General features: G+C 44.5%; 16 protein-coding genes. 10 read left to right on the forward strand and 6 right to left on the reverse strand.

Features of this window, described 5'->3' with window-relative positions; all coding sequences use genetic code 11:
* Positions 1-130: 130 nt before the first annotated feature.
* Together OCV30_RS03350 and OCV30_RS03355 are read left to right on the forward strand one after the other, a co-directional pair.
* Positions 131-1,132 carry a sensor domain-containing diguanylate cyclase gene (locus OCV30_RS03350; RefSeq protein WP_065678457.1) on the forward strand — a complete coding sequence of 334 codons (1,002 nt, stop codon included), beginning with the start codon at positions 131-133 and terminating at the stop codon, positions 1,130-1,132.
* A 36-nt stretch (positions 1,133-1,168) separates the two neighbouring features.
* Positions 1,169-1,396, forward strand: coding sequence for a zinc ribbon domain-containing protein (locus tag OCV30_RS03355; RefSeq protein ID WP_065678458.1), 228 nt, complete (start codon positions 1,169-1,171; stop codon positions 1,394-1,396).
* A gap of 89 nt (positions 1,397-1,485) precedes the next feature.
* On the opposite strand, the gene xseA is transcribed toward OCV30_RS03355, so the two are convergent.
* Positions 1,486-2,832 carry an exodeoxyribonuclease VII large subunit gene (gene xseA, locus OCV30_RS03360; RefSeq protein WP_065678459.1) on the reverse strand — a complete coding sequence of 449 codons (1,347 nt, stop codon included), beginning with the start codon at positions 2,830-2,832 and terminating at the stop codon, positions 1,486-1,488.
* A gap of 271 nt (positions 2,833-3,103) precedes the next feature.
* Between xseA and guaB the strand changes: the two genes are divergently transcribed.
* The 5 genes from guaB to OCV30_RS03385 all read left to right on the forward strand — a co-directional run bounded on the left by guaB (position 3,104) and on the right by OCV30_RS03385 (position 10,128).
* Complete coding sequence (gene guaB, locus OCV30_RS03365) at positions 3,104-4,567, forward strand: IMP dehydrogenase (RefSeq protein ID WP_065678460.1); 1,464 nt, start codon at positions 3,104-3,106, stop codon at positions 4,565-4,567.
* Between the two features lie 377 nt (positions 4,568-4,944).
* The gene (guaA, locus tag OCV30_RS03370; protein WP_065678461.1) at positions 4,945-6,498 is read left to right on the forward strand and encodes a glutamine-hydrolyzing GMP synthase; all 1,554 of its coding nucleotides are present in this window, start codon (positions 4,945-4,947) and stop codon (positions 6,496-6,498) included.
* Positions 6,499-6,804: 306 nt separating this feature from the next.
* Entirely contained in the window at positions 6,805-8,511 is a 1,707-nt protein-coding gene (locus tag OCV30_RS03375) for a chitinase (protein WP_065678462.1), read from the forward strand.
* A gap of 141 nt (positions 8,512-8,652) precedes the next feature.
* Entirely contained in the window at positions 8,653-9,447 is a 795-nt protein-coding gene (locus OCV30_RS03380; protein WP_065678463.1) for a hypothetical protein, read from the forward strand.
* An 87-nt stretch (positions 9,448-9,534) separates the two neighbouring features.
* On the forward strand, positions 9,535-10,128 hold the full coding sequence (locus OCV30_RS03385; RefSeq protein WP_010440610.1) for an acetate uptake transporter: 594 nt from the start codon (positions 9,535-9,537) through the stop codon (positions 10,126-10,128).
* A 176-nt stretch (positions 10,129-10,304) separates the two neighbouring features.
* Here OCV30_RS03385 and OCV30_RS03390 read toward each other — a convergent pair whose 3' ends face one another.
* From OCV30_RS03390 to OCV30_RS03405, 4 genes are all read right to left on the reverse strand, one after another.
* A complete protein-coding gene (locus OCV30_RS03390) occupies positions 10,305-11,852 on the reverse strand; it encodes an alanine/glycine:cation symporter family protein (RefSeq protein ID WP_009848307.1) in 1,548 nt (515 codons plus the stop codon).
* A gap of 472 nt (positions 11,853-12,324) precedes the next feature.
* Positions 12,325-13,695, reverse strand: coding sequence for an MBL fold metallo-hydrolase (locus tag OCV30_RS03395; RefSeq protein WP_065678464.1), 1,371 nt, complete (start codon positions 13,693-13,695; stop codon positions 12,325-12,327).
* Positions 13,696-13,873: 178 nt separating this feature from the next.
* Complete coding sequence (locus OCV30_RS03400; RefSeq protein WP_065678465.1) at positions 13,874-14,641, reverse strand: 1-acylglycerol-3-phosphate O-acyltransferase; 768 nt, start codon at positions 14,639-14,641, stop codon at positions 13,874-13,876.
* A gap of 197 nt (positions 14,642-14,838) precedes the next feature.
* Complete coding sequence (locus tag OCV30_RS03405; protein WP_065678466.1) at positions 14,839-15,777, reverse strand: hypothetical protein; 939 nt, start codon at positions 15,775-15,777, stop codon at positions 14,839-14,841.
* Positions 15,778-16,047: 270 nt separating this feature from the next.
* Between OCV30_RS03405 and OCV30_RS03410 the strand changes: the two genes are divergently transcribed.
* Positions 16,048-17,760, forward strand: coding sequence for a class I SAM-dependent methyltransferase (locus OCV30_RS03410; RefSeq protein WP_065678467.1), 1,713 nt, complete (start codon positions 16,048-16,050; stop codon positions 17,758-17,760).
* A gap of 46 nt (positions 17,761-17,806) precedes the next feature.
* On the opposite strand, the gene OCV30_RS03415 is transcribed toward OCV30_RS03410, so the two are convergent.
* Positions 17,807-18,568: an IS5 family transposase gene (locus OCV30_RS03415; protein WP_102552608.1), complete on the reverse strand. Its 762-nt coding sequence runs from the start codon at positions 18,566-18,568 to the stop codon at positions 17,807-17,809.
* Positions 18,569-18,702: 134 nt separating this feature from the next.
* Between OCV30_RS03415 and OCV30_RS03420 the strand changes: the two genes are divergently transcribed.
* Together OCV30_RS03420 and OCV30_RS03425 are read left to right on the forward strand one after the other, a co-directional pair.
* Complete coding sequence (locus tag OCV30_RS03420; RefSeq protein ID WP_065678394.1) at positions 18,703-19,431, forward strand: DUF429 domain-containing protein; 729 nt, start codon at positions 18,703-18,705, stop codon at positions 19,429-19,431.
* Between the two features lie 79 nt (positions 19,432-19,510).
* Complete coding sequence (locus OCV30_RS03425) at positions 19,511-20,320, forward strand: M15 family metallopeptidase (RefSeq protein WP_065678395.1); 810 nt, start codon at positions 19,511-19,513, stop codon at positions 20,318-20,320.
* The last annotated feature ends 199 nt before the right edge of the window (positions 20,321-20,519 follow it).

Genomic DNA, 20,519 nt, shown 5'->3' on the forward strand with positions numbered 1-20,519 from the left:
TAGATAAAGCAAAAGATCAACCTATGATCTTCAGTGGTGTGTTGTGGTAATTTAGTGTGTTAATATTGAGCAGTATACAGGCTTGCATAAGAACAAGCTGTTCCCACCATATAATTGAAAGCTTTAGTAAATGAAACAACAATTTTTATTAGAAGGTCACCGAGCAGTAAACAGTTTGCTTCGAAAGCTTGCCCTTGGGTTGGATCGCAAAGAATTGAATCGCAAGATCATTCAACTCACCGAGCAGATTTTTGGTCAAAGGATGGCCTCTATCTTATTGCTAAACCCCGAATCGAATACATTACATTTAGAATATGCTCCAAACTTGCCTGATTTTTATAACCAGCAGATAGAAGGAGTGGGGGTTGGTGCCGGAATTGGTTCTTGTGGCGAAGCGGCGGCACTTAAGAAAGCTGTCATGGTCTCCAATATTAATGCACACCCGAATTGGACTCCTTTCTTAGCCTTAACCAATCAGGCTAACCTTCATGCATGTTGGTCAGTGCCAATCATCTCTTCACATGGTCACGTATTAGGTACCTTCGCAATTTACAGTCAGTACATCTCTGAACCTCATGAGTTTGAACTTGAGATCTTAGAGTTATTGGCTTCTCTGTATTCAGTCGCGCTTGAGAAGTATGAGTTAGAGAATCAACTCAACTTTTTTGCCAATCGGGACTCCCTAACACACAGTTTGAATCGCCGAGCATTGCAGAGAGAAGCCGAGCAGGTGTTAACTAACCGCTGTTTTACTGAAAAAGTGATGGCATGCCTGTTTGTTGATGTCGATAAATTTAAGTCAATAAACGATACGTTTGGCCACAGCTTTGGTGATGATGTGTTGTTAGCCGTTGCAAAAGTGCTTGATGAGGCAACGACTGCCTGTGCCAAGATAGGGCGCTATGGGGGCGATGAGTTTGTCGTGTTCTCTTGCTTTGATGATCAAGAAAGTGTGCTGAACTTTTATCGAAGCTTAGAAAGAACCTTGGAACAAGCGCTCTATATCGATGGCACTCAGTTTTCTGTCAGCGTTGGACTTTCTTATGATAAAGATCCTGAGTCATTGGAAGGCTTGATCGCACAAGCTGATAAGAACATGTACCAAATCAAGCAAGCTAAGTCTTCGCAGTAGTAGATTGTAAAAAAAGTAGTGAGTTAGGAAATGCTAATGAGTGAAAATATCTGCCCTAAGTGCCAATCAGAGCTAGGTTGGGATGGAAAGTATCACTGTGAAAGTTGTCAGGCACACTTTACTAAGGTTGGGTTTTGTCCTGAGTGCAGGAGCCAACTTGAGAAGCTTCAAGCCTGTGGTGCAGCGAGCTATTTTTGTAATGGTGAGTGTAATGAGCTTAAATCTAAATCGAGAGTAAAGTTCGAATTCCAACCAGCGGAATAGCCTTAAATTATTTGGTTTGAACGACAATCGGTGATGTTATACCAGAGACTCAATACTAAAGTGTTGGGTCTTTTTTGTATCTAATGAACCTAGAGCTCGATCTTAGCGACTCTTTTTGTCACTTGCGACTCAATCACACCGTCTTCAACTTGAGTGGTGATTACTTCGCCGACTTCGACGTCGTTAATCGATGACACGGTCTTGCTCGATGCTGAATGGGTAATGCTGTAGCCACGTTTTAGGGTTGCCAATGGACTTACTGTTTCTAACTTCTCGGCAGCCATGGCTAGTTGGTGGCGAGTAGTTAGTAATGTCTTGTCCATTGCATCCAATAGCTTTTGCTCTGAACGTTGTAGATGCAGTTTCTGTTCACCAAGGCGTTTCACTGGCGAGTTCAGCTGAAGTTGGTGCTGCTTACGTTCAACACGCTGCGCATGCTGCTTTAGGTATTGAGTCATACCACGACGCAAACGCATGTCTAAGTCATCAAGCTGCTGACTCTGCTTTTGCAGTTGGTAGCTCGGGTGTTGTTTCTCTAAGCGGTATTTCAACGTTTGAGTTGATTGCGCTTGTTTGATTAACACATGACGAATCGCACTTACTAAACGAGCACGTTTAGAGGTATAAGCTTGCTCTTTATGACTGTTGTCACGGCTAACCAATTCAGCGGCTGCTGATGGCGTTGGAGCTCGCATATCTGCGACGAAATCGGCGATAGTGACATCAACTTCGTGTCCAACGGCGCTGATAATCGGGATCTGACTTGCTGCAATGGTGCGAGCAACGATCTCGTTATTGAAACACCATAAGTCCTCTAATGAGCCGCCGCCTCGGCCAACGATCAATACATCACACTCATTGCGTTCATTGGCACGCCCAATCGCTTGAGCGATCTGAATCGCCGCTTCTTCGCCCTGAACCATGGTTGGGTAAACCACAACAGGCAATGAAGGATCTCGTCTTTTCAGTACATCGAGAATATCGAAGAGGGCTGCGCCTGTTTTAGAGGTGATAACACCGACGCATTTAGGATGTTCTGGAAGAATTTGTTTACTGGACTGAGCAAATAAACCTTCCGCCGCCAAGTTCATCTTAAGTTTTTCAAACTCTTGCTGAAGCTTGCCGTCACCTTCTGGCTGCATGCTTTCGATGATCAGTTGATAGTCACCGCGTGGCTCATAAAGAGACAGACGCGCTTTAACTAGCACTTGATTACCGTTCTGAGGCTTAAAAGTCACACGACGGTTATTGCCACGAAACATAGCGCACTTAACTTGAGCGCGAGAGTCTTTAAGCGTGAGGTACCAGTGACCAGAGACAGGTGCAGAGAAATTTGAGATTTCACCAACGAGCCAGACTATTCCCATTTCGTTTTCTAATAGGAGACGAACCTCTGAATTGAGGCGAGAAACAGTAAAGATGTTTGGATTGGTCATAGAAGCGCTATCTATCCTTGAAGGAAGGTCTTTCTCTTGGAATCTCACTGGGCGTGAGTATGGAAGATAGCGGCAATATAATACATAGCAAGGGGGTAGATGCAAATTAAAAGTATAAAAATGTGTAGCCAAGCGATTTCGTTGGCCGTATAATCCGTCCGCAATATCTAATCCAAATGCAGTTTGATTTTCCTTAATTGGCTGCCCTCATTAGGCGAAACGATGAGATTGGATTGTTTCTTTTTACTCCTATTATTGTGAGATATTGCAAATGCTAAGAATTGCCAAAGAAGCGCTGACATTCGACGACGTACTGCTAGTGCCAGCACACTCCACCGTTCTCCCTAATACAGCTGATCTTCGCACTCAGTTGACGAAGAATATTTCCCTAAACATCCCAATGATCTCTGCATCGATGGATACTGTGACAGAAGCTCGCCTAGCGATTGCACTGGCACAAGAAGGCGGAATAGGCTTCATTCATAAGAACATGTCTATTGAACAACAAGCTGAAATGGTTCGCCAGGTTAAAATTTACGAAGCAGGTGTGGTTTCTCACCCTGTTACTGTAAACCCTGACGCGACAATCGCTGATGTTGTAGCCCTAACTGAAAAACACGGCTTTGCCGGTTTCCCTGTTGTTACTGAAACAAACGAACTTGTTGGTATTATTACTGGCCGTGACGTTCGCTTTGTGACTGACCTTTCTAAGAAAGTTGATGTAGTAATGACGCCTAAAGCTCGCCTTGCTTCTGTTAAAGAAGGTGCAACTCGTGAAGAAGTTCAAGAGAAAATGCACGAAGCGCGTGTTGAAAAAGTTCTTGTTGTAAATGATGACTTCCAACTAACGGGAATGATCACTGCAAAAGATTTCCACAAAGCAGAACGTAAACCAAACGCTTGTAAAGATGAGCGCGGCAGCCTACGTGTAGGTGCAGCTGTTGGTGCTGGTGCTGGTAACGAAGAGCGCGTAGCTGCTCTAGTTGAAGCTGGCGTAGACGTTCTACTTATCGACTCTTCACACGGTCACTCTGAAGGCGTACTTAACCGCATCCGTGATACGCGTGCTGCATACCCTGATCTACAAATCATCGGTGGTAACGTAGCAACTGGCGCTGGCGCTCGTGCTCTTATAGAAGCGGGTGTTAGTGCGGTTAAAGTAGGTATCGGCCCGGGTTCAATCTGTACGACTCGCATCGTTACTGGTGTTGGTGTTCCTCAAGTAACAGCAATCGCAGACGCAGCTGAAGTAGCAAACGAATACGGTATTCCAGTAATCGCAGATGGCGGCATCCGCTTCTCTGGCGATATCTGTAAAGCTATCGTTGCTGGCGCATCTTGTGTGATGGTTGGTTCAATGTTCGCGGGTACTGAAGAAGCACCGGGTGAAGTTATCCTTTACAACGGTCGTTCTTACAAGTCTTACCGTGGTATGGGTTCTCTTGGCGCTATGTCTCAAGGTTCTTCTGACCGTTACTTCCAATCTGACAACGCTGCAGACAAGCTTGTTCCAGAAGGTATTGAAGGTCGTATCGCATACAAAGGTCGTCTAAAAGAGATCGTTCACCAACAGATGGGCGGTCTACGCTCAAGCATGGGCCTAACGGGTTCTGCAACTATTGAAGACATGCGTACTAAAGCTGAGTTTGTTCGTATCTCTGGTGCGGGCATGAAAGAATCTCACGTACACGATGTTCAAATCACGAAAGAAGCACCTAACTACCGTTTAGGTTAATAATACGTCCAAACGTTTGAATAATGTGCTGATTTAGTCGGCACATTAATATACCAATCGTAGTAAATAACTGGTCATCCTAGCTTGTTAAAAACCTCGATAACTTCGTTAGAATTTTTGATTGTAGAATAACTACTTATCAGAACTCTTTGTTGAATAGACAGCCTTGTTCTCAAGCTTTTTTCCAGCGCTACTACTGAACACTTACTTACTGTGATTGGTATTATATCTACCGCCTGTTTTGTTTAGAGAGTGATTTTCTCAAAACATGGGGTTAAAGACATCTAACGAAAACGTTTGCTTTATTTCTTGAAGAGTTAATCAGAGGTGAGTAAACTCGCCTCCGTTTTATCACATAGCCAATAAGACTGCTTACAATGACTAAAAATATTCATGACCAACGTATTCTAATTCTGGACTTCGGTTCTCAATACACACAGCTAGTAGCTCGTCGTATTCGTGAGATCGGTGTTTACTGTGAACTTTGGAGCTGGGACGTAGAAGAAGCGGATATTCGTGAATTCAATCCAGACGGTATCATCCTATCTGGTGGCCCTGAAAGTGTAACGGAAGAGAATTCTCCACGTGCACCTCAGTACGTATTTGATTCAGGTGTTCCTGTCTTCGGTATCTGCTACGGCATGCAAACGATGGCTGAGCAACTTGGCGGTAAAGTAGCAACATCTACTGAGCGTGAGTTCGGCTACGCTGCTGTACAAGTGACGGGTGAATCTGCACTTTTCGCTGGCCTTGAGACAACTCAAGATGTTTGGATGAGCCACGGTGACAAAGTGGTTGAAATCCCTGCTGATTTCACGAAGATCGCTGAAACAGACACTTGCCCATACGCTGCAATGGCAAACGAAGAGAAGAAATACTACGGTGTTCAATTCCACCCAGAAGTAACGCACACTAAAAACGGCCTAAAAATGCTTGAGAACTTCGTTCTTAACGCGTGTGGTTGTGAAGGTCTGTGGACTTCAGCATCTATCATTGAAGATGCAGTTGCACGTATTAAAGAGCAAGTAGGTGACGATGAAGTTATCCTTGGTCTTTCTGGTGGTGTTGATTCATCTGTAGTTGCGATGCTTGCTCACCGCGCTATCGGCGACAAACTAACATGTGTATTTGTAGATAACGGCCTTCTTCGTTTAAACGAAGGTGAGCAGGTTATGGAGATGTTTGGTGACCAATTCGGCCTAAACATCATTAAAGTTGATGCGGAAGATCGTTTCCTTGACGCTCTGGAAGGCGAAGCTGAGCCAGAAGCGAAACGTAAGATCATCGGTCACGTATTCGTAGATATCTTCGACGAAGAGTCTAAGAAACTGAAGAATGCTAAATGGCTTGCTCAGGGTACTATCTACCCAGACGTAATCGAGTCTGCAGCATCTAAGACAGGTAAAGCACACGTAATCAAATCTCACCACAACGTTGGTGGCCTTCCTGATGATATGGAAATGGGCCTTGTTGAGCCTCTACGTGAGCTGTTTAAAGATGAAGTACGTAAGATCGGTCTAGAGCTTGGTCTTCCATACAACATGCTTTATCGCCACCCATTCCCAGGTCCAGGTCTAGGTGTTCGTGTACTTGGCGAAGTGAAGAAAGAGTACTGTGATTTACTGCGTCGTGCTGATGCTATCTTCATTGAAGAGCTTCACGCTGCTGACCTTTACCACAAAGTATCTCAAGCATTCACGGTATTCCTACCTGTACGTTCAGTTGGCGTAATGGGCGATGGCCGTAAGTACGATTGGGTTGTATCTCTACGTGCCGTAGAAACTATCGACTTCATGACTGCTCACTGGGCACACCTACCATACGACTTCCTAGGTAAGGTATCTAACCGTATTATCAACGAAGTTAACGGCATTTCACGTGTTGTTTACGATATTTCGGGTAAGCCACCAGCAACTATCGAGTGGGAATAATCTCTTAGAGATTGAGTCTACATTGATTTAGCTATTCGTTGATTTAGTTATTAAAAGCCTCGAACTCAGTTCGGGGCTTTTTTCTTTTTATTTCAGGAGATTAAAGATTTTCAGCTGCCAGCGAGCAACCAAACTCGTTGGAAATTAGATATCACCTCAAGAAACAATGAGACGCTTTGTTGTATTGAAGGATACATAAAAGTGTCACTCGCACTTTTTATAAATTCACATGGTAACGACTGGCTCATTTCCTATGCGCCGCATACTCTTTGATGGACTTATTAAGGACAGATAAGAGAATCCATCATGTTAAAAATCAAATATTTGGCGACAGTAGTTGGCTGTACTTTAGCTGCACACAGTTACGCGTCTTTGAACATTCAACCTGATCCGCAAAACCCGAATGGCTACCTTGTTGAAAAGTCTGCACTGCAAGCGGCTGAACAAGCGAAAACATCCGATCCTATGTATGCGATCTGGTCACAAGCATTACAAACTCGTCCCAATAGTATCGTTGAAGCGATTGAGCCGGGTTTAGCCTCGAATCCTGAAAACGTGAAACGAGTCGAACGTGTATTCCCTCAATCTGAGTGGGACTTCCTCACTCAGATGGCAGCACCAGAGTACACTTATACTCGCTTCTTACGCGCGATTGGAAAATTCCCTGCCTTCTGTGGAGAGTACACTGATGGTCGAGATTCAGACGCCATCTGTAAAAAATCCATCATCACGGCCTTTGCTCATTTCGCTCAAGAAACAGGCGGGCACATCGCAATAGATAACACCTCTGATAACCCATTAGCTCTAGAAGAGTGGCAGCAAGCGCTGGTGCATGTTCGTGAAATGGGTTGGTCAGAAGGTCAAGAGGGTTACACCACCGGTTGTGGTCAGAACGATTGGCAGAATGCACGTTGGCCTTGTGCGGCAGGGCAGGGTTACTTTGGACGTGGTGCTAAACAGCTTTCTTACCATTTTAACTACGGTGCGTTCTCGGAAGTTATGTTCGATGGTGATGCGACGGTTCTATTGAATAACCCAGGTTTGGTTGCTGATTCATGGTTGAACTTGGCTTCTGCTATCTGGTTCTTCCTTACACCTCAAGCTCCTAAACCAGCAATGCTGCACGTTATTGACCGCACTTGGACACCCTCTCAGCGTGAGTTGGATGCGGGAATTGGCTATGGGTTTGGTACCACAATCAACGTAATTAATGGTGGTATCGAGTGTGGTGAGCAGAACAAAGACAAAGGCCAGCCGGTTAACCGAATTCGTTATTGGGAAGGATTAGCTGCGCACTATCAAATTCCGGTAGAAGCGGATGAAGCCAATACATGCTGGCAGCAAACGCCTTATGGAAGCTTGAACTTGAATGGTGCGACTGATGTGTTGTACACCAACTGGGATGGTAACTGGAAATACTACGCAGACCGCCCAGAAGGATATTCATTTGAGTGTGAGCTTGTTGGTTTCCAAACCGCTTATTCAGCATTGGTGGCCGGAGATTACGAGAAGTGTGTGACCAATTTTTATGGATCACATGCGAGCTGGCCTGAAGTGAAAGTGGTCGATAAGCTCGCTCCTGTAGACCCGGGTCCAGGAGGGAATGGTTGGAGTGTAACGAAAGTGTACAATGCTGGCGATCAAGTCACTCACAACGGCGCGACTTATCAAGCTAAGTGGTGGACTCAAGGGGATGATCCTGCCAATGGCGGCCCTTGGAAATTAGTAGCGGGTGAGCCAACACCACCCGTAGTGACAGATCCATCGCCAGTTGACCCTACACCTGTCGATCCTGCTCCGGTAGACCCAACACCGGTTGAACCACCTGTGACTGAGCCGCCTGTCGTTGTTGATCCATCGGTGTTTATCACATGGCAAGCGGGTGTTAGCCAAGTGAGCAATGGCGACAAGGTTACACATAATGGCAAGTGCTTCGTAGCCAAAAACGGTCCGGGTGTCTGGGAAAGCCCTGTTCAATCGAACTGGTTCTGGGATGAAATTAGCTGTAAATAATTGACTTAAGCAAGCCTCTGTTTAAGAGGCTTGCTTGTTCAGTGACAGTTATACGACACTTCCCTTACTTTCTATTACAGTCGTGCTTTCCATTTATCGATAAACTGTGTTCGTGAATAATTCGATTACAGGGCAATTAAAATGAAGTTAAAGCTATCTATTCTTGCGTTATTGGTAACTGGAGTTACTGGGTGTAACAGTACGCCGCAGTCAGGTCTCGAGCAAAGTTTAGGCTGGGGTAATTATGGCAGTTTGAGTTTTGAAACGAGCTCTGAAGGTATTGTTGCTCAGCGTTATCAAGTATTAAAAAGTCCTGTAGGCCAAATCACGTCTATAGAGGAACAAGGTAACCAAATTCATGTTATTCAAACACTTGAAGGCGCTTTAATTAAAGGTGTCGATAGTACAGGCATTATGAATTACGAAGGCTGTATGGAGTCTGTTGGGGAAGTTGATGCTGCTGTTAATGCATACCCGTCAATCGTTCAATTCTTATTAAAGCAAGCTGCGCCTCAAGGCCCTAATTCTGTATCAACATCATTACCTTTCACTGTCTCAGAGTCAGCCAATAACGCTCAAATTTACATTGGTGAAGCAACTTCTGTAGAAATTGAAGGTGAAAGCTATCCTATCGGTCCTATGATCGAACTTTCTGCGCCGTGGGGGGCATCTGGCCAAATCACATCTGTAGATGCGACAACCTTTGAATTTTCATATTTTACGACCAACGATGGCCACAAAGATACGGTTGATATCCGTGGTGCATGGAGCCAAAGTATGGGCTCAATGGATAAGTTTAACCAAGAACCTTCGGGAGAGTGGTTAGCGTGTGTAAAGCCCGAGGTTCAAGCGTTCTTGATGGAACTAAGCCCTAAACGAGTTGGCGAGATACTTGAAATCATCACGAAAGCCGAACTGGCGAACGATGCAATCTAAGATTGCGATTTAGCGATCTATCTTTTTATGCCGTTCGGATTAAAATTTGCGTACAAATTTTATTAACTTTTTTTAAAGGCGCGCAAAATGTCAACAAAACTGGCGAACCCGGCACCACTTGGCCTAATGGGTTTCGGTATGACTACTATACTTCTTAATATCCATAACGCAGGTTTCTTTCCAATCGATTCAATGATTCTTGCTATGGGTATTTTTTACGGTGGTCTAAGCCAAGTTATCGTGGGCACAATGTGTTTCAAACGTGGTGACACGTTCGGTACAACTGCGTTTACTTCTTACGGTCTATTCTGGTTATCTTTGGTTGGTTTAATTGTAATGCCTTACATGGGCCTACCAGCAAGTCCAGCAGCGTTTATGGGTTGGTACCTACTACTATGGGGCATCTTCACTGGCTTCATGTTCATTGGTTCTCTATGCTACCCAGTAGCGAAACAAGTAGTATTCGGTTCACTTACTATTTTGTTCTTCCTACTTGCCGCTCGTGATTTCACAGGCAGCGAACTGATCGGTACTATCGCTGGTTTTGAAGGTATCTTCTGTGGTGCGTCAGCTATCTACTTTGCAATGGCACAAGTAATCAACAACGAATATGGCCGCACAGTACTGCCAATCGGTGAGAAAAAAGCGCCTCAAATGGCAACACAAGAAATCGCAGCTTAACGCTCTAGCTTGGGAACAGTTAGTTTGTTATAAGCAGTCAGTTCGTTATAAGTAATGAGCTCGTTATAAACTGCGATTTTTATGAACAAAACAAAAGGGGTTAGCCGAAATGGCTAACCCCTTTTTTATGCGTTATTAATAGCGCGAGTTAAAGCGATCTATTTGCTAAGGTAAGCTTAAGCTGAAGGTTGCTCTACAGGTTTACTGTCTGCAACTTCAGATTCAGGAGACTTACCTGTTTTACGCTTGTACTTCTCTTCCCAGTAAGTTGCCCCTTTAATGCCTAGTTTTACAGGGTTGAATGTGTACTCAGTCACACCTTGTTTCTGCTGTTCTTCGTAGTCTGCTAAAGCCTTAAGGGCAGGCTTAGACATGAAGAATATGATCAGAATACCAACGATGTTTAACCATGCCATCAAGCCAACACCCACATCACCCATTGCCCATGCAAGGTTTGCTGTTTTAACGGTGCCATAGAAAACGGCACTAATAAGAACAAGCTTAAGTACGAACATCATGCCAGGGATCTTGATGGTACGACGTAGGTAAGCAATATTCGTTTCTGCGATGTAGTAGTAAGCAAGAATAGTTGTAAATGCGAAGAAGAACAGAGCAAATGCGATGAACGGCTTACCAATGCCTGGTAGTGCACTTTCAATAGCAAGCTGTGTAAATACAGGACCATTCGCACCGATGTTTGCTGCTAGGTTCTGAACAAGGAATACACCTTCAGCGCCGCCGTGAACGTTGTAAGCACCAGTGATGATGATCATGAACGCTGTAGCAGAACATACTAGAAGAGTATCAATGTAGATAGAGAACGCTTGAACCAAACCTTGCTGAGCTGGGTGATCAACACTTGCCGCAGCTGCCGCGTGAGGACCAGTACCTTGACCTGCTTCGTTTGAGTAAACACCACGTTTAACACCCCAACCGATTGCAGCACCAAAGCCTGCCATAGGAGTGAATGCATCACCCAGAATCATTCCGAAAACAACAGGAACTTGGCTGATGTTTAGTAGGATGATAACGAATGCGATGATGATGTAAGCCAACGCCATGAATGGAACGACAATTTGTGTGAAGTTCGCGATACGTTTAACACCACCAAAGATGATGAAAGCAAGGATGATAGCAACAACAGTACCAGTGAAAATTTTAGCGAAACTGAATGTACCGATAGCTGTTTCAATCATATCACCTGAGCCAAATGCAGCTTCTACAGCATTACCTATACTGTTTGACTGAACACCTGGAAGCAAAATACCACATGCAAAAATAGTCGCGATAGCGAAGATCCATGCGTACCACTTCTGACCCATTGCTTTTTCAATGTAGTAAGCCGGACCACCACGGAACTGGCCTTCATCTTCTTCTTTATAGATTTGCGCCAGCGTAGATTCTGCGTAAGCAGTCGCCGCGCCAAAGAAAGCTACCACCCACATCCAGAATACTGCACCTGGGCCACCGAAACCGATAGCGGCAGCAACACCTGCAATGTTACCTGTACCTACACGGCCAGACAGCGAAACGGCAAGAGCTTGGAAAGACGAGATGCCTTTTGATGAGCTTTTACCCGAAAGTAGCAAGCGCCACATTTCAAAGAAGTGACGGATTTGAACAAATCGAGTCATGATGGAGTAGAACAAACCTGCACCTAAACATAGGTAGATAAGTACTGGGCTCCAGATTATTCCATTCAAAAAATCAACGAACGACTGCATGAGTATTTTCCCTGTTAGTTTTGCTTATGATTGTTTTTCGAACAACACAATACTTCACTTGTAACCCGAGTGTTAAATTATTTAACTGCGCATTGGGATTACTGTGACATAAAGCAAGTTATAGAGGGTGTTTGTTAATGCTTAGTGCTAATTCGATAATCGTTCCATTTAACTTGTTATGCAACAGATTGTTGCGGCTGGTGTTTTGCAAAGTGAATAAATAGTGATTAATACAAAAGGGTGGGGAGGTGCGCAGAAGAAGGGTAGGTGTGCACAAGAGACGAAATTGCGTAAAACAGCGGTTAAAGCCACTTAGCATGAACGGCTGATATATGAGTGGTGAGATGGATTTGATTGGAATATATCACCTGCATCGAGTGATCTCGCAGGTCTAAGAGACTGTGTTTTTTGAAGGTTCGATAGTTGAGGACTTCATGTTTACTGAGGGAAAGTGGCTAGTTTGATGCGTGTTTCAAACAACCACAAACCCTCGCGCCTTTAGTTCTTGAGCGAATTCAGACTGAGTATTTGGCTCACCGTGAATCAAATGCACCTCTTTCGGTGGAGTCGCGATGCCCTCTATAAATCGATTGAGATCCTCTTTATCGGCATGAGCAGAATAGCCAGACATGCCATGAATTTGAGCATTAACCTCAACGTCTTTGTTATCAATAGAAACTTGCATTTCGCCTTGTTGCAGCTCTCGTCCGAGCGTTCCGTGTGCTTGATAGCCCGCTAAAATCACATCCGTCCGTTTATCGGGAAGCAAAGCGGATAAGTAGTTCATTATCCTGCCGCCCTGACACATTCCAGAAGCTGCGACCACAATCGCGGGTTCACCTGTCGACTTGAGGCGATTCACGATTTTCTTGTGCATTCTATGTCCATCAACCGTAATGCACTGCTCAAAAGCGAGTGGGTGACGTTTCAGTTCAAGACGCTGCTTTGCTTCTTGCCCCCATAACTCTTTAAAGCGTCGGTAGGATCGCGTCACCTTTTCTGCCATAGGCGAATCGAGGATGATAGGAATATCGCTGCTGAGTTGATGCTCAAAAATTAGGTGTTCGATATCAAATAGTAGTTCCTGTGTTCGACCGATGCTAAAAGCCGGAATTAGAATAACGCCGCCATCGAGTAACGAACGATCAATGATTGATTTGAGGCGTTCAGAGCGTGAAGCAATATCGTCGTGCGTGCTAGTGCCGTAAGTCGACTCAATAAACAGATAGTCGGCTTGTTGTGGTGGTTTAGGATCCGGCAGCAGTGGCGTGTTACTAGGGCCCAAGTCGCCTGAAAAGACCACTACCTCTTGGTTGCGTAACTTAATCTCTATATAGGCCGAACCTAAGATATGCCCTGCAGGTTGAAAACGAGCATACAGAGTATTTGGCCTATGATGATCTTTTCCATCGTTTTGCTGTTTAGAGACAATTGGAAACCATTCGCCATAAGGCTTAGGAGCAATCAACGAATGAATTTTTTTAAGGATGAGTTTGGATTGTTTATGACTGAGCCCTTGCAGTTTTAGGCCGTCTTCAATCATTAAAGGGGCGAGTTCAGCTGTCGCCTGAGTACAATAAATTGGTTGGTTAAAGCCACTGGCGAGCAACCAAGGTAATCGCCCGATATGGTCAATGTGAGTGTGGGTTAGCAGCAGAGCGTTAAGGTGGGACGTTTCAAATTCAATATCGAGAGGGCGAGTGTCTTCACCTTGAAGCTTTTTACCTTGAAGATCTAAACCTTGAAAAAGGCCACAATCGATGAGCACCGCTTGGCCTGAATCTCTTAATTCGTGACAAGATCCTGTGACGGTATGTTTGCCGCCATGGTGAATCACTTCCATCGTTTACTCCCATTGCTCTATAAAGCTATTAACGCCTGTTTTTATTTTGCGGATAAGCGTCGGCATGTAAAACAAGAACAATGAGAGTTGCGATCGTTGAGTGTCTTTTTAAGTAACTGAGCGATGACTCAGTGCTTTCGTTGCGAGTTAGCTCCTGTTCCCTTTGTGGCTACCTTATTTAACGCGCAGAAGAACGATCTGAATCTAGCTTCGGGGTTTGCTGTGCTTCTAAACGAGCCACTTCGGCATCAAGCTCTGCTATTTTTTCAGCCATCAAGGCATGGCAGCGATTCGCTAACTCTCTTGCGTCGCTGAGCTTGTATCCGGAGACATCTATAGGCTCCAGCATCTCGGTGATCACAATGCCATTATTAACTCGGTTGAGGTTAATTTTATTGTGCGTGGTACTGGTACACATCGGGGTGATAGGCACACCCGCCTCAATCGCCATTCGGAAAGCGCCCGTTTTGAATGGCAGTAGTCCACGCCCTTTACTGCGCGTTCCTTCAGGGTAAACCCAAACAGACAGATCTCGCTGGTGAATCGCTTCCGCCACTTGCTTGATGGTATCGCGTGCTTTGGACTTGTCTTCGCGGTTAATTAAAATATTACCAGTGATCCAATACAGCAGGCCAAAGAAGGGCACGTACAACAAATCGCGTTTGCCTAAAGAAACCGTGCGAGGCCTTAACATCCCTGGGGCGGTCACAAAGTCCAACACGCTTTGGTGGTTAGATATGTAGACACTCTTTTCTGGTGTCGGCGCATTATCTAGGCCTCTCTGTAGGATCTTTACCCCAACGAGTTTTTGTAATTGGTTGAACCAACGGCAAAAAACGTACACATGCTTTGGGTTTTTGGGGCTAAACAAGCAGTAACCAAAAGCACATAGAGTGGTGAAAATAATAAACACCGTCGCCAAAATAATACGAAGAACAGCAAGCACAATTCACTCCTTACTCACCGCAAGATTGCAGTGATTAAATAGTTTTAGATGCTTGAAGTTTTCACTCTATTTAACCGAATTGCAACAATTAACTGTTTTAGGGGGCTGTTTTTAGATCTTTATATAAAACAAGGACTAACAATGGGTGTTTGACGCGGTTATCGAGCTTACACGTGTTCACCAGTAGATAGGCATGTTCACCAATACTGTTTATTTGGATCCGACTTTTCTACCCATTCAGGATCTTGGCGTGATTCTAAATAGAGCTGTAGGCCGTTATAAGACATGAAAGCAGCAGGGCCACCAAGATGTTCGAAATAGTCAAAATAATCATCTTCGAGTGAACAAAGATGAGCCAAATCTTTAACGTTATTCATCATTGCCCATTGAATAGCGAACACCGGAGCCGTCGAACCTGAAATGCTGACCTCTTCGACATTTGGGTTGAACAGTGAATTGGCTTGTTCAAGCAGTATCTCTTCTTGTTCAGACTCTTGCTGTAACACCTCTTCGATGATCTCTGAGCGTTTGGTATTAGAGACATTCTTGTTCAGCTTGGCGATTCGCAGTGCGTAGCTAAAACGGTCTGTTGAAACGATGTCGACAAGTTGCGATAGCAGCTCTTTGTCTACGCCCGCAGCCTTGGTGAAATAATCGATACACGAATTGATTGAAGCATAACGAGTACCGTCAAACTCAAAGCCACTGGTTTCGTCGTATACCTCAAGTGGGATGTCATCAACCGACAAAGGCCAGCCTCTATAATCGACTCGTTGTTTGGCTATTTGATACATCTTCCAAGCACTACGCCCAAACCCGCCAAGCGTCGAGCCCGAGAAATCAGAATCGATCAGCTCTTGCTCCGTCCAGTTCTCACCAATACCAAGGTGCTTTGCGTACTTGTCTATGAGAGTGTGCTTTATCTGATCGCGCACAGACCAAATTGAAGTCAGACTCTTGGAATAGTTAATTCTCGCACACTCCTTGCAAGCCGGCAGTGCTATCGGTGAATAGTCTATCTTGGCAATAGCTTGTGCAGTCTTAGGGAATTCAACAACATCATTGGAAGGTTCACCACAAAACCAACAGGTGTGGCGCAGGTTGAACGGGGTATCTATGTGTGAGTATGTGGTCATTAGTCTTTATCAGCTAGGTACTTGAGGCGAGTTAATCATCTTCAAACAATTATCTCTGTTCGCACGTCAGCTTGCACCTTGTTTGTTTTTGTTTTGCTGACGAAACTGATTCGTGATGTGACTCGCCTGATGAGCTCATTAGGTGGATATTGATATAAAACAGTCACTAACGATAAATATTGATTGGTGTGGCTGAACTTACATGACTTGCTAGCAATCGCCTAAGCTCCCCATTACTATTGAGATAGACTCCTAACCCCAATAGCGCATATGTCCTCATCGATTCCTTTTTACGATAAAAATGCTCACACACTTTGTGAACAGTACAACTCAGTGACGTTCGAGACGGTACATAAAAGCTGGCAAGCTTATTGGCCTTTAGAGGGTGATAAAGTACTAGATGTTGGTGCGGGAAGTGGTCGTGATGCGCTATGGATGCACAAAGCCGGAGCTGATGTTATTGCGATAGAACCAAGTGCTTCATTACGCGAACAAGGCTCGAAATATACAAGCCCAAGTGTTACCTGGATTGATGATTCACTTCCCTCGCTTAGCCGCACTGAAAACCTCGGAATGCGTTTTGACTTGATATTGGTGAGCGCAGTATGGATGCATTTAGCCTCGTCTCATCGAGAGCGTGCATTTAGAAAGTTGTCTAACTTGCTGGCTCCAAATGGCAAGTTGGTGATAACTCTACGTCATGGGGACTTTCAAGACAGTCGACAAGGCTATGAAGTCTCAGTTGAAGAGCTCGAGCGTTTATCAAAAAACAGCGCCTTGTTGGTTCGTCATGTTGATGATAGCCAAGATACATTGAACCGCAGTGAAGTGTGGTGGCAAACCGTGGTGATGACATTACCAGATGATGGCTCCGGCGACTTGAACAAGGTGCGCCACATTATTGTGAATGACAACAAGTCGGCCACATACAAGTTGGCTTTATTAAGAACCTTACTGAGAATTGCGGATGCTCATTCAGGCGCTGTGATTGATCGAACGGATGGGAAAATTTCTCTACCAGTGGGCTTAGTTGCTCTGTATTGGGTAAGGCAGTTTAAGCGTTTGATTGATATCGATATAGAAGGCGCTGGGATTCAGCAAAATAGCAACACGAGTAAAGGCCTCGGATTTGTAAAAGAGAATGGTTGGAATAAACTCAAACACCTCAGTGCTGATGATCTAGCGATAGGCTCTATGTTTCTCGGCGATGAAGCCAAGGCACTACAGAAGCTGTTTTCACAAACGATCAGCACCATTAAATCAGGGCCTGTGACTTTTATTTATCAAGGCTCGAAAGACAACCGACTATTCGATATATACCCACCTCAGAAACGACGGAAGAGTCGAGAGTCACTGGTCATTGATAGTGAGTTCTTAGAAAGCTTTGGCTATTTCACTCTCGATGAAAGCCTGTGGGAGTGCTTTAGAATCTACCACTCTTGGATTGAACCGCTGGTGGTGAATCAATGGGTCATGGAGATGCAGCGTTTCGAGTTGAACCGACAGCGAAGTATCTCACTACAGACGTATCACGACTGCTTGGTATGGATCGATCAAAACCACGATACTCGCGATGTGCGTAAACGTGTCGAACAACTTAGATCTGAACGTGCCGATATTGTCAGTGTCTGGAGTGGAAAATCATTGAAACATGACTATCACGTTGATCACTGCTTGCCTTTTGCTTATTGGCCGAATAACGACAAGTGGAACCTCTTTCCGACCACAAGCAAAGAGAACCTAAGCAAAAGTGACAAAGTTCCTACTGCTGAAAAACTTCGAGCGTCTAAGTTTCGTATTCTCGAATGGTGGCAATTGGCGTGGAGCGATTCGGCTCATTTTGAACAACAATTCTTTTCTGAAGCAGCACTTTCTTTACCCAATATTCCACCACAATGTCGAGACTTCGAAGAGGTGTTCGATGCAATGGGTTTACAGGTACGTGGCGTGAAAAGCCGACTGTTAATTAATGAGTGGCACTGATCATTAAGTGGCTAGGGCGTGTTGATCTTTGCTGTACATTTTGTGTTCAACAATACATCGGTAGCCACATTAACATGAATGCCAGCGATAACATGCTGGCATAATTCCTTTCTAGCTTGTCATATCTACTTGAAATAGCTCGATAATGCTTAATTCTCCCAAAGGCATTTTCGACCAAGTGACGATACTTGTATAGACACCAATCCATACTGTCTTTGTCTATATCTTGTCCGTAATTGCGTTTAGCAATTACCGTTTCTCCGCCACGTTCCTTAACAAAAGTACGGAAAGGTTCGCTGTCATATCCTTTATCACAAACGATAGTATTAACTTCATCGAGTTGTTCAACTAAGCTTTCGGCATGCACTATATCGTGGCGTTGTCCTTCTGATAAATCAAAGCAAATCGGCAGACCACCACTATCTACGGCTAAGTGAATTTTGGTTGAGTTGCCCCCGCGACTTTTTCCTATTTGCTCTGAGCTTTCAGTAGCTGCACCTGTACTATGCTGATGCGCTCGAACTATAGAGCCATCAAGAAAGACCCATTCAAAATCAGCCATGCTAGATAAGCTTTTGAAAAGTTTATCTAAAATCCCTTTCTTTGACCAAAGATTAAATCGTCTGTAAACGGTACTCCACTCTCCGAACTCAGAGGGTAGATCTCGCCAAGGAATACCTGTTCTCATTCGATAAAGTATTCCTTCAAATGTCATTCGATGTTCAGTTTTATCGTAAATACGACCTGTACTTTTCATAACTTGGAGTAGCAGTTCCCAGCGAATATCAGTTAGCATTGTTCTTGGCATGGTATTGGTTATGGTTTTACTTTTGGCGAAGCAAATTATAACTCTTTACCATGCTGTTCAAAAAACACTCACGAAAGATCAACACGCCCTAGTTATCCCAAATAGTCCTCAACAAACTAATCACCGAGAGCATAATGAAATACATCGGAATTGATGGCTGTAAAGCCGGTTGGATCGCTTGGATTGTCTCTGATAATGCTATGCCAACGTATAGAGTGGTAAACACCCTCTATGAGTTGGTTGATGATCTTACGGGATCAACAACGTTAATCGATATGCCTATTGGCTTTAGCGATTCGCTCACTCCTGATAGATTATGCGATAAAGCGGCAAGGCGCTTTCTCACCAGCAAGCGTGGCTCTTCCGTGTTTCCAGTTCCGTGTCGTGAGGCGATTTATCAGACCGATTACATTGCGGCGTGTAGTGTCAATGTGGAGAAGCTTAATAAGAAGTTTTCTAAGCAAACTTGGGGAATTGTGCCCAAGATTCGTGAGCTTGATGAACTCATTGAATCTCATCCCACTCTTTCGATAAGGGAATCACATCCTGAGGTGGTGTTCGCTGCCTTGAAAGGGGAACCGTTAACCTTTTCTAAGCGAACTCAAGAGGGCAAAGAGGAACGGCTTTCTATTATTCAACAACTCGCTCCACAATGGTGTGACGGTTTGGCGTTGGCCATTGTAAATACCAAGCGTAAAGACGTCGCGATAGACGATATTTATGACGCATTCATTTTGATGTTGATTGCTTATCACGCTCCAACATTGTCGTGCTTGCCTGAGCTTTCTGAAATCGGTGGAAAGGCTGATAAGGATCAGAACGGAAGAGTTCGCGAAATCGTTTACTGGAATAAAACGCACTAGCAAAATATGCGCTCTGTTATGTTGAGTGTGTTATTTTTCACTTCCTGTCTTTTTACTCTTACTGTTTTTGAGCCTTGATATGAAACGTTTAATTGTCGGCTGGCTGGCCACTGTGCTCAGTGCTGCGAGTTATGCCCAAGTTGCCCCTATATCTCAATGGCAATGCGACATGATGAAAAAGAACAATGTCTTGAGTAGCGGTGCGCCTGTTGGTTGTGATCGACTATCCAAAGTGGATTTCGATTTCATTAATTTCAAAGGGGAAACGCAACAGGGCAATATGATCGTGCTGGATGTTATTGCGACTGCCGTTGAACAAATCTTTTCAGATCTTAAACAGCGCAATTTCCCTCTTCATTCCGCTCGCCTAATGCGTGAATTCAGAGGGGACGACAACGCCTCAATGGACGCGAACAACAGCAGTGCGTTTAACGCTCGTCCTATTACAGGCGGAGGTGGTTGGTCGAAGCATGCTTATGGTGTGGCAATCGATATCAACCCAGTTCAAAACCCTTTCTTAGAGTTTGATAACAACGGAAGAATCACGGTAAAGCCTTCACAATCTGCGACTCGCTATGTGAACCGTACTCGTTTTCGCGCGCGTGATGAAATAGAACGTAGTGGCATGGCAGAAGATGTGGTGGAGCTTTTCGCCCATCACGGATTTATGATCTGGGGAGGGGATTGGAATAGCCCAGTCGATACCCAACATTTTGAGGTCGGCTCAAGAAAATTCGTTAACCAACTGCTTTCTAAACCACAACCTGAAGCCAAAGTGTTATTTGAGCGTTACGTCGAATCTTATCGTCAATGTTTTGAACAGAATCAAGGCGAGGGAGCAGAAAAAGCTCGTGCTATCTGTGCAAAGAAAACAGTTGGCACTTTTTAGTGCTATGTTTATCTAGAACCGTTTGTGTTTTAGCAAGTTAAACTCGCTTCAGGTGTGTTTTGAATCGCTAAGGTCAGCGCTCGTCGTTGGCCTTTTTTGTATTCATTTCTTCAATAGAACACTGAGCATTGAAAAGGTTATTGGGTATCCATTAGTCAATAATCGATAAGCGAATGCAGCGCAAAGTCATCGGTTTGTC

The sequence above is a fragment of the Vibrio atlanticus genome (assembly GCF_024347315.1).
GTDB classification, from domain to species: domain Bacteria; phylum Pseudomonadota; class Gammaproteobacteria; order Enterobacterales; family Vibrionaceae; genus Vibrio; species Vibrio atlanticus.